This window comes from Mammaliicoccus sp. J-M40 (genome assembly GCF_022386395.1).
Taxonomy (GTDB): domain Bacteria; phylum Bacillota; class Bacilli; order Staphylococcales; family Staphylococcaceae; genus Mammaliicoccus; species Mammaliicoccus lentus.
The window spans coordinates 1-290 of sequence record NZ_JAJNIQ010000044.1 but is presented as its reverse complement, the minus strand read 5'-3'; the positions used below and the strand labels follow the sequence as shown (position 1 = coordinate 290).

1 rRNA gene is annotated in these 290 nt (G+C 36.2%); it reads right to left on the bottom strand.

Annotation, left to right across the window (positions count from 1 at the left end):
• Positions 1-202: 202 nt before the first annotated feature.
• Positions 203-290: ribosomal RNA gene (rrf, locus tag LQ688_RS13960) — 5S ribosomal RNA — on the bottom strand; the annotation flags it as partial.

Here is a 290-nt window from a genome sequence, read left to right as displayed (position 1 = left end):
GGTTAAGCCAATCACTCTTTGAAGTACTTTCAGTACTCAATTATTGGAATTAACGTTGACATATTGTCATTCAGTTTTCAATGTTCATTTTGTATCACAAGAATTAATTATACTCTTATTAAAACCTTGTGTCAATAACTAATTCAACTTTTTCAAGAATTTATTCAAGAAAAAAAGACCCTAGGGTCAAAAATTGAATTTTGCCCGGCAACGTCCTACTCTCGCGGAACGTAAGCCCAACTACCATCGGCGCTAAAGAGCTTAACTTCTGTGTTCGGCATGGGAACAGG